This window comes from Pseudonocardia sp. KRD291, from assembly GCF_019263595.1.
GTDB lineage: Bacteria > Actinomycetota > Actinomycetes > Mycobacteriales > Pseudonocardiaceae > Pseudonocardia.
In genome coordinates this window covers 26,087-34,460 of the sequence record NZ_JADQDD010000025.1, presented here as the reverse complement: position 1 = coordinate 34,460, position 8,374 = coordinate 26,087, and the positions used below count along the sequence as shown (strand labels likewise).

The window sequence follows — 8,374 nt, the reverse complement described above, 5'->3', positions numbered from 1 at the left end:
CCCGCGTGACCCGGACCCGTCCTTCGACGAACCCGTCGACGACGCCGGCCTCCCTCTCGAATTCCCGGACCGGGACCGGGCCCCACCGGGATACCACCCGCACGACGGCGACCAGCTCGCGCCCGACCGGGGCGACGAGCAACCCCGGCACGGGCGCGGCCGGGTGGTCCGCGCAGACCCCGACGACGATCCAGCGCCGTTCTGACCGAGCACCGGCGAGGGGCGGGCCGCAGCGCAGGCCGCAATCGGCACCGGCGCGACCGGCACCGGCGGAGCCGTCAGGCCGCGACGCTCTCCCGGGCCAGCGTGGCCGCGCCGACCACGGCCGAGGCGGCGCCGAGCTGGGCCGTGCGGATTCGGGCCAGGGGTCGGTTCCCGGAGCCGGTGACCACCCGCGCGTAGTGCTCGCGGGCCTCGTCGAGGAACAGGGGCGCCGACGCCGAGACCCCACCGCCGACGATCACGAGGTCCGGGTCGAACACGTCCGCGACCAGCGCGAGGCCCTCCCCCAGCCAGCGGCCCATGTCCTGCACGGCGCGGCGGGCCAGCGGGTCACCCTCGCGCGCCGCGGCGGCGACCCGTTGACCGGTGACCCGTCCCGGGTCCTGCGCGGACTCGCGTGCCAGTACCGAGGAGGTGGACCCGGCCGAGATCATCTCCAGGGCGGTCGCCGACAGGGCGGTCCCGCTGCAGTAGCGCTCCCAGCATCCGCGCTTGCCGCACGGGCACGACCGGCCCTGCGGGACCACCCGCAGGTGCCCGAGCTCCGGGGCGACGCCGTGCGCGCCGCGGAACAGTGCCCCGTCCAGCAGCAGTGCGCCACCGATCCCGGTGCCCAGCGCGATCAGTACGCACACCGACGACCCGGCCGCGGCGCCGTAGCGGCGCTCGGCCAGCGCGGCGGCGTTCGCGTCGTGCTCGACGACCACCGGCAGGTCCAGCCGGGCGGAGATCCGCTCGGCCACCGGGGCGTCCCGCCAGGACAGGTGCGGGGCGTAGCGGACGAGCCCGCGCGGGGCGTCGACGAACCCGGCCAGGGCCAGACCGACCGCGCCCACCCGGTGCCGGGTGCGCAGCTCGTCGACGGCGGAGGCGATCGCCTCCTCGAGGGCCGCGTCGGTGCGCGGGGTGGGCGCGCGGGCGGTGTCGAGCACCTGACCGTCCCCGTCGACGACGCCGGCGCGCACGCTGGTGCCGCCGACGTCGACACCGACCGTCAGTACCGATGCCGATGCCGGGGTCCCCCGCGGGGTCACCGGCGGTGCACCACGATCCGCTGCACCGGCCGTCCGGACGGCCGGGGCGGACCCGGACGGCGTGTCGTCGCCGTGTGGGCACCGTCGACCCGCCCGGACGCGGCGCGCCCGGAATCGGTGCGAGCGGAATCGGTGCGAGCGGAATCGGTGCGAGCGGAATCGGTGCGAGCGGAGGACGTGGCGTGATCGTCGTCGGGACTGCCGGCGCCGGTCCGCCCGGCATCACGCCCGGCATCACGCCCGGCATCACGCGCGGCGTCCGCCTCCAGGACTGCGGCCAGGACCGCGACCAGCCCGGTCGCGTGCTCGGCGAGGCGGGCCGCCAGCTCGGAGCGCTCACCCCGGAGCACCGCGAGCACCGCGCAGACCGGGCACGACCGGCAGGCACCGGCCGAACCCGGAGCCGGGGCCGGGCCGTCCTTCTCGCCCAGCGGCTCGACCGCCTCCCGCACACGTTCGAGCAGGTGCAGTGCCGTCCCCCGCAGGTCCGCCCCGAGCCCGGCGTGCGCCCCGCACGAGCCGTGCGTCGGCCCCGGGCCGTCCTCGGGCCACGGGCCGTGTGCGTCGCGCCTGTCCCCCTCCCGGGAGCCGCTGCGCTGTCCCGCCCCGGTCACGTCATCCACGTCCCCGGGTCGGGCCGGAACGTCACGGTCAGGTGCGCGTCCGCGCCGGAGCCCTCCAGCTGGGCGTTGACCGCCTCGCAGCGGCGCAGCACCGACGGCAGGACGATCACGCGTCGGGTCATGCCGAGCCCGATCGCCAGCTCGTCGCCCACCCGGGCCAGGTCCAGGGGCGCGTCCTCGGATCCCGGCAGGGCCACGACCAGCTCGAACTCGGTGTCCTTCGACACCCCCTGCCCGGCCGTGCGGCGCAGTTCCAGCAGCGGCCGCTCGCCGTTGCCGGCCGGCGGCGGCAGCGGGTCGTCGTCGCCGTAGAGCGACACGGCCAGCGAGCGCAGGGACGCGACGCCGGTCGGTTCGGCCGCGGTGTAGCGCACCGCGTGCACCGGGATCCCGGCGCCGAGGCCGGCGAGCTCGTCGAGCACCGCGGACTGCTCCTGGTGGCGCTCGCGCAGCCAGCGCGCGGCCGGACCGCGCAGCGACGGCGGCGGCGCCGGCATCACCCGGTTCGCCACCAGCGCGTCCACCCGCAGCTCGTGCAGGGCCAGCGCGGTCAGCGTCCGGCGGGTCTCGGCGGCGACCACCCGCTCCGGGGTCAGCACCAGCCGGATGCTGGTCCGGGACCGGTCGGCGAGCATCGCGCGCAGCCCGGCCAGGCGCTCGGCCAGCTCCCCGAGCGCCTCCACCGTGCGTTCCCAGCCGGTGCCGTCGCCGCGGGCGCCCGCCAGGTTGGCGACCAGGCCGCGGACGGCCCGTCGGTGCGCCGGGAACAGCCGCTCCAGGTAGCCCGACAGTGCCTCGGGCAGCGTGAGCAGGCGCAGCGTCTCCGCGGTCGGGCCGCAGTCCACGACCAGCACGTCGTAGTCGCCGGAGTCGGCCAGGCGCTGCACCTCGGCCAGCGCCAGCAGGTCCTCGACACCGGGCAGGACGGTCAGCTCGTCGGCGACCAGCTCGTCCACCCCGGCACCGGCGAGCATCGTGCGCAGGTGGTCCTGCAGGTCACCCCAGGCACCCTCGAGCAGGGCCCGGGCGTCGATGTGCGCGGCGTAGAGGGCGTCCTCGATCTGCACCGGCTCGGAGCCGAGCTCGACGTCGAGGGCGTCACCGAGGGAGTGCGCCGGGTCGGTGGACACGACCAGGGCCGACCGGCCGGACGCGGCCAGCTGGGCGGCGGTCGCGGCGGCCAGGGTCGTCTTGCCGACCCCGCCCTTGCCGGTGAACAACACCACGCGCACGGCGGGAGCCTAACGATCGACCGCGGGCCGGCCGACCGGCACCCACTCCGGGCCTGATCAGCGTCGGCGCGGGAGGGCGGTCAGCCCTTCTCGACGCGGCGCTTGAGCCCCTTCAGCGCGGTGTCGATGATCACCTTCTCGGCCTTGCGGCGGAGCATGCCGATCATCGGGACGTTCACCTCGACCGAGAGGCGGTAGGTGACGGTGGTCGACGACTCGTCGCCGACGAGCTCGTAGGCACCGTTCTGGACCTTCTGGATCTGGCCCTTGACCAGCGACCAGCTGACCGAGCGGTCGTCGGCGGCCCAGTCGTAGTCCAGCGTGTAGGTGTCCTTGATGACACCGGCGTCCATGGTGAACCGGACCTGCCCGGCCCGGCCGCCGGCGCCGGGGTCGACCACCTCGACGGAGTTGATCTGGTCGGCCCATTCCGGGTACGACTCGAAGTCCGCGATCACCGCCATGACCTGATCGGGCGGCGCGCTGATGGTGATCGAGGAGGTCGTCGCGTCGGCCATGACGCGCACGTTACCGGGACCTACCAGCGCAGCACGTAGGGCCGTTCGGTCTTCCGGAAGTGACCGACGTTGACGCACTCGGCACGCCCCAGCCGGGCCCGCGCGGCCAGCGGCTGGTGCACGTGTCCGAACAGCGCGTGCGAGGGCTGCTCGGTACGGATCCGCTCGCGCAGCGCCGGGCTCGAGGCCTCGGACCGCCGGGCGACGACGTCGTAGGCCAGGTCGGGCATCTGCGGCGGGGCGTGGGTGCAGAGCACCTCGCACGGACCGAGTGCGGCCAGGTCGGCGTCGAACCGCTCGGAGGTCAGGAAGTACGGCTGCCAGGGGCCGTGCCGGCGCGGCGAGACCCCGGGCGGCAACGGCACTCCCCCGGCGAAGCCGACGCGGACCCCGCCGATCGTGACCACCGTCCCGTCGACGGCGTGGCACGCGCCGCGGAACTCGGGCCACAGCTCGGGCATGTCGACGTTGCCGGGGATCGCCCAGACCGGCACGTCCATCTTCTCCAGCACGCCGAACACCTCGTCGTAGTGCTCGCCCACGGCCTCGGACACGACGGCCCGGGGATCGTCGAACCGCGCCCAGCTGCGCCCGAGCAGGTCCAGCATCCCGGCCCGGTCACCGACCGCGCGGAACCGGCCGAACGCGGCGCTGACCTCGGCACCGAGCAGGCGGCCCATGATCCCGCGCTCCGGGTCGTGGTAGTCCACGAACTCCAGCAGGTCGCCGAGGACGATCAGGCCGTCGGCGCCGTCCGCGGCCCGCGCCAGAGCCGCGGTGTTGCCGTGGACGTCGGAGACGACGTGGACGCGCATCGTGGCGACGCTACCCGGGCGTCACCGCGGGTGAGATTCCTCCACGACCACGGGCCCCGCCGGGCGGGAGGGACCTCACACCGGGGGGACGCCCGCGGCGCGGCCCCGTTCGAGACGGCGCTTGAGCCCGAACGCGACGGCCTTGGCCTCCCGCTGGCGCGCGAGAGTGCGTGCCCGGTCCCGGCGCGCGGCCCGGGCGCCACCGGCGCCCACCGGCTCCGCGGCCGGCTCGGCGCGCAGGAAGTAGTGCAGCACCGTGCCGTCGAGCACGCGCTCGAGCCAGACCTCCATGCTGCCGACCAGCGTGCCGGTCACCGTCCAGCGGATCCCCTGCACGCCGCGGTCGGTCATCACCTCCAGGTCGAGGTCCGGCCACAGGCGCCGCCACAGCGCGGGCTCGGCGAACTCGGCCGCGACCCGCTCGGGCGGCACGGCGAGGAACGTCTCGTCCACGACGTCGATCGAAGGCACCGGCCCAGCCTGCCCTACTCACCCCGAGGTCACGATGTCGTGCCCGACATGGCCGGATCCGTGTCCACCGGGGGCCCGGCACGGTAGCGTTACCCCCGGTAACCTGCCGACGATCGCCAGGAGGTCGATTCCGTGCGTGAGTACTCCGTGCCCGCTGTGGTGTCCGTGGGCGCCGAGGACAACCTCGCCGCCGCGGTCTTCGACAATGCGAGCGCCTATCCCGATGCGACGCTGTTCCGGCGCCGTGACGCCTCGGGCGCCTGGTCCGACGTGTCCGCCGCCGCGTTCGCGGTGCAGGTCACGGACGTGGCGCGCGGGCTGATCGCGGCCGGCGTGCAGACCGGCGACCGGGTGGCGCTGCTGTCGCGGACACGCTTCGAGTGGACGCTGTTCGACTACGCGATCCTCGCCGTCGGCGCCGTCACGGTACCGGTCTACGAGACGTCCTCGCCGGACCAGATCGCCTGGATCCTCTCCGACTCCGGCGCCGTCGGGATCGTCGTCGAGACCGACGAGCACGCCGCGTCGGTGGACAAGGTGCGCGACCAGCTCGACGGCCTGCGCACGATCTGGCAGATCGAGGCCTCCGGCGCGTCACCGGACGCCCCCGGCGCGGTCGAGCAGCTGACCGGCCTGGGCTCGAACACCGCCGAGGACGAGGTGCACGCCCGCCGGCACGCCGTCGGCGCCGACGACCTGGCGACCCTGATCTACACCTCGGGCACCACCGGGCGCCCGAAGGGCTGCGAGCTCACCCACCGCAACCTGGTCGCCGAGTGCCGCACGATCGGCGAGGTGTTCCCGGAGCTGCTCTCCGACTCCGGGTCGGTGCTGCTGTTCCTGCCGCTCGCGCACGTGTTCGGCAAGGCCATCCAGTGCGGCGCGATGATCAACCGCACGGTCATCGGGCACTCCCCGGACGTCAAGAACCTGCTGCCCGACCTCGGCGAGTTCCGGCCGACGTTCCTGCTCGCGGTCCCGCGCGTGTTCGAGAAGGTCTACAACGGCGCGCGCCTCAAGGCACACGGCGACGGCAAGGGCAAGATCTTCGACGCGGCCGCGGACACCGCGATCGCCTACAGCCGCGCCCTCGACTCCGGCGGCCCGAACCTGCTGCTCAAGGCCCGCCACGCGCTGTTCGACAAGCTCGTCTACGGCAAGCTGCGCGCGGCCGTCGGCGGCAACGTCGTCGCCGCGGTGTCCGGCAGCGCCCCGCTGGGCGAGCGGCTCGGGCACTTCTTCCGCGGAATCGGCCTGCCGGTGCTCGAGGGCTACGGCCTGACCGAGACCTCGGCCGGGATCACCGTGAACACCCTCGACTCCCAGCGCGTCGGCTCGGTCGGACGGCCGGTTCCGGGCACCGCGGTCCGGATCGCCGACGACGGCGAGATCCTGCTCTCCGGCGACATCGTCTTCCGCGGCTACTGGCACAACGAGAAGGCCACCGGCGAGGCGGTCACCGACGGATGGTTCCACTCCGGCGACATCGGCGAGCTCGACGACGCCGGGTTCCTGACGATCACCGGCCGGAAGAAGGAGCTGATCGTCACCGCCGGCGGCAAGAACGTCGCCCCGGCCGTGCTGGAGGACCGGCTGCGCGCGCACCCGCTGGTCGGTCAGTGCATCGTGATCGGCGACCAGAAGCCGTTCATCGCGGCGCTGGTGACGATCGACCCGGAGGCCCTGCCGGCCTGGCGCGAGCGCAACGGCAAGCAGGCGGGCGACGCCGGCTCGGCCGCCGACCTGGTCGACGACCCGGAGCTGCGCGGCGAGATCGCCGCCGCGGTCGAGGAGGCCAACCAGGCCGTGTCGCGCGCCGAGCAGATCCGCAAGTTCCGGATCCTGCCCGGCGACTTCACCGAGGCCGGCGGCGAGATCACGCCCACGCTCAAGGTCAAGCGCAACGTCGTGGTCGACAAGTACTCCGGCGACATCGAGGCGATCTACGACGGGGCACCGCAGAAAGGCTGAGCGCCCGTCCCGCTGACCGACGCGTCCGGCCCGGCCTCCCGCACGGGGGTGCCGGGCCGGATGTCGTCGGGACCCTTACGAGCGCTGAGCCGGCTCGCCGCCCAGGAACCCGTACAGGCGGCCGGCCTGGGTGGCGCCGCTCCAGTCCCGCACGATCCGCTCCCGGCCGGCCGCACCCATGCGCCGCGCCCGTTCCGGGTCGCGCAGCAGCGTGACCAGGCGGTCGGTCAGCGCGTCCCGGTCGCGGCCGCCGACGACGAAGCCGGTCTCGGACTCGACGACGGTCTCCGGGGCGCCCCCGGAGTCCCCGGCCACCACCGGCAGCCCGCACGCGGCGGCCTCGAGCAGCACGATGCCCAGCCCCTCGACGTCCAGGCCGCCGCCGCGCGTCCGGCAGGGCAGGGCGAACACGTCCCCGGCCGCGTGGTGGGCGGCCAGCTCGCCCGAGGAGACGCCGCCGGTGAACACCACGTGCTCGGTGACGCCGTGCTCGCGGGCCAGCCGGGTCAGGCGCTCCCGGTACGGCCCGCCACCGACCAGCAGCAGGCGGGCCCCTGGCACCCGGGCCCGGACCCGGTCGAGCACCGACACGAGCATGTCCTGGCCCTTGCGCGGGACCAGCCGGGACACGCAGGTGATCACCGGTGCGTCGCCGAGGCCGTAGCGCTCGCGCAGCCGGGCCCGCGCGTCCGGGTCCGGGGCGAACGCGGTGGTGTCGACGCCCGGCGGCAGGTGCTCCAGCGCGGCGTGCGGGCCGAACGCGGCGGCGAACCGGGAGCGGGTGTAGCGGGAGACCACGGTCACGACGTCGGCGTCGTCGCCGATCCGGCGCAGCGCCTGCCGGGCGCCGGGGAGCATCGACCAGCCGACCTCGTGGCCGTGCGTGCTGGCCACCACCCGGCTGATCCCGGCCCGGCGGCGCAGCACCGGCCCGAGCAACGCCAGCGGTGCCGCGGCCCCGAACCAGACGGTGGACGCGCCGTGCTCACGGGCCAGCGCGACGGCGCGGCGGGCCACGTCGGGGCCGGGCAGCATCAGCGACGTCGGGTGCCGGTGCACCGGGTGCCGCAGGGCCGCGTCGAACTCGGCCGCGCCGCGCCAGGCGGGTGCGTAGACGGCCAGCTCGCCGTCGGGCAGCGCGTCGGCCAGGGAATGCAGGTAGTTCTGGATGCCTCCGGCACGCGGCGGGAAGTCGTTGGTCACCAGGAGCGTGCGGGCCACGGCCGGGACGGTAGTGCGCGGTGCCCCGGGACCCGGCGACCGGGGCCGGGAACCAGCGGGACCGGGACGGCGGCCGCCGCACGCGTCCGGCGCGTCGGGGAGCGGGGCCGCCGTCCGGTCTCCTGTGGGGAGCGGACTGTCCGCGCTCCTCACCGTTCGTTGGGCCGTACGGGTGGCGGGGACCACCGCGACGCGACTCCCGGTGAGGAGGTGTTGCTGTTCAGGTGAACGAGTGCGGGCGCGGCCGGTTACGGATCGGCAACGAAC

At 75.1% G+C, this 8,374-nt stretch carries 9 protein-coding genes; 2 read left to right on the top strand and 7 right to left on the bottom strand.

Annotated features, from left to right (window positions below; all coding sequences use genetic code 11):
- Positions 1-205: hypothetical protein (locus tag I4I78_RS06320; RefSeq protein ID WP_218610247.1), on the top strand; the 205-nt coding region annotated here is incomplete at its 5' end.
- A 73-nt stretch (positions 206-278) separates the two neighbouring features.
- Here I4I78_RS06320 and I4I78_RS06315 read toward each other — a convergent pair.
- From I4I78_RS06315 to I4I78_RS06290, 6 genes are all read right to left on the bottom strand, one after another.
- Positions 279-1,256, bottom strand: a complete 978-nt coding sequence (locus tag I4I78_RS06315; protein ID WP_218610246.1) for an ROK family protein — start codon at positions 1,254-1,256, stop codon at positions 279-281.
- Positions 1,253-1,870: a hypothetical protein gene (locus tag I4I78_RS06310; protein ID WP_218610245.1), complete on the bottom strand. Its 618-nt coding sequence runs from the start codon at positions 1,868-1,870 to the stop codon at positions 1,253-1,255. The genes I4I78_RS06315 and I4I78_RS06310 overlap by 4 nt, the downstream gene beginning before the upstream one ends.
- Positions 1,867-3,111 carry an ArsA family ATPase gene (locus tag I4I78_RS06305; protein ID WP_218610244.1) on the bottom strand — a complete coding sequence of 415 codons (1,245 nt, stop codon included), beginning with the start codon at positions 3,109-3,111 and terminating at the stop codon, positions 1,867-1,869. The genes I4I78_RS06310 and I4I78_RS06305 overlap by 4 nt, the downstream gene beginning before the upstream one ends.
- Before the next feature lie 80 nt (positions 3,112-3,191).
- Positions 3,192-3,629 (bottom strand): SRPBCC family protein, encoded by a 438-nt coding sequence (locus I4I78_RS06300; protein ID WP_218610243.1) that lies wholly within the window; start codon positions 3,627-3,629, stop codon positions 3,192-3,194.
- A gap of 20 nt (positions 3,630-3,649) precedes the next feature.
- On the bottom strand, positions 3,650-4,444 hold the full coding sequence (locus I4I78_RS06295) for a metallophosphoesterase (protein WP_218610242.1): 795 nt from the start codon (positions 4,442-4,444) through the stop codon (positions 3,650-3,652).
- A 75-nt stretch (positions 4,445-4,519) separates the two neighbouring features.
- A complete protein-coding gene (locus tag I4I78_RS06290; RefSeq protein ID WP_218610241.1) occupies positions 4,520-4,915 on the bottom strand; it encodes a polyketide cyclase / dehydrase and lipid transport in 396 nt (131 codons plus the stop codon).
- A gap of 132 nt (positions 4,916-5,047) precedes the next feature.
- Between I4I78_RS06290 and I4I78_RS06285 the strand changes: the two genes are divergently transcribed.
- Positions 5,048-6,886 (top strand): long-chain fatty acid--CoA ligase, encoded by a 1,839-nt coding sequence (locus I4I78_RS06285; RefSeq protein WP_218610240.1) that lies wholly within the window; start codon positions 5,048-5,050, stop codon positions 6,884-6,886.
- 75 nt (positions 6,887-6,961) lie between these two features.
- Here I4I78_RS06285 and I4I78_RS06280 read toward each other — a convergent pair whose 3' ends face one another.
- On the bottom strand, positions 6,962-8,107 hold the full coding sequence (locus I4I78_RS06280; RefSeq protein WP_218610239.1) for a glycosyltransferase family 4 protein: 1,146 nt from the start codon (positions 8,105-8,107) through the stop codon (positions 6,962-6,964).
- Between the last annotated feature and the right edge of the window lie 267 nt (positions 8,108-8,374).

Excerpts from the sequence above, each read along its gene's own strand:
- I4I78_RS06295 (WP_218610242.1), bottom strand. The coding sequence starts at position 4,444 with ATGCGCGTCCACGTCGTCTCCGACGTCCACGGCAACACCGCGGCTCTG.
- I4I78_RS06300 (WP_218610243.1), bottom strand. The coding sequence starts at position 3,629 with ATGGCCGACGCGACGACCTCCTCGATCACCATCAGCGCGCCGCCCGAT.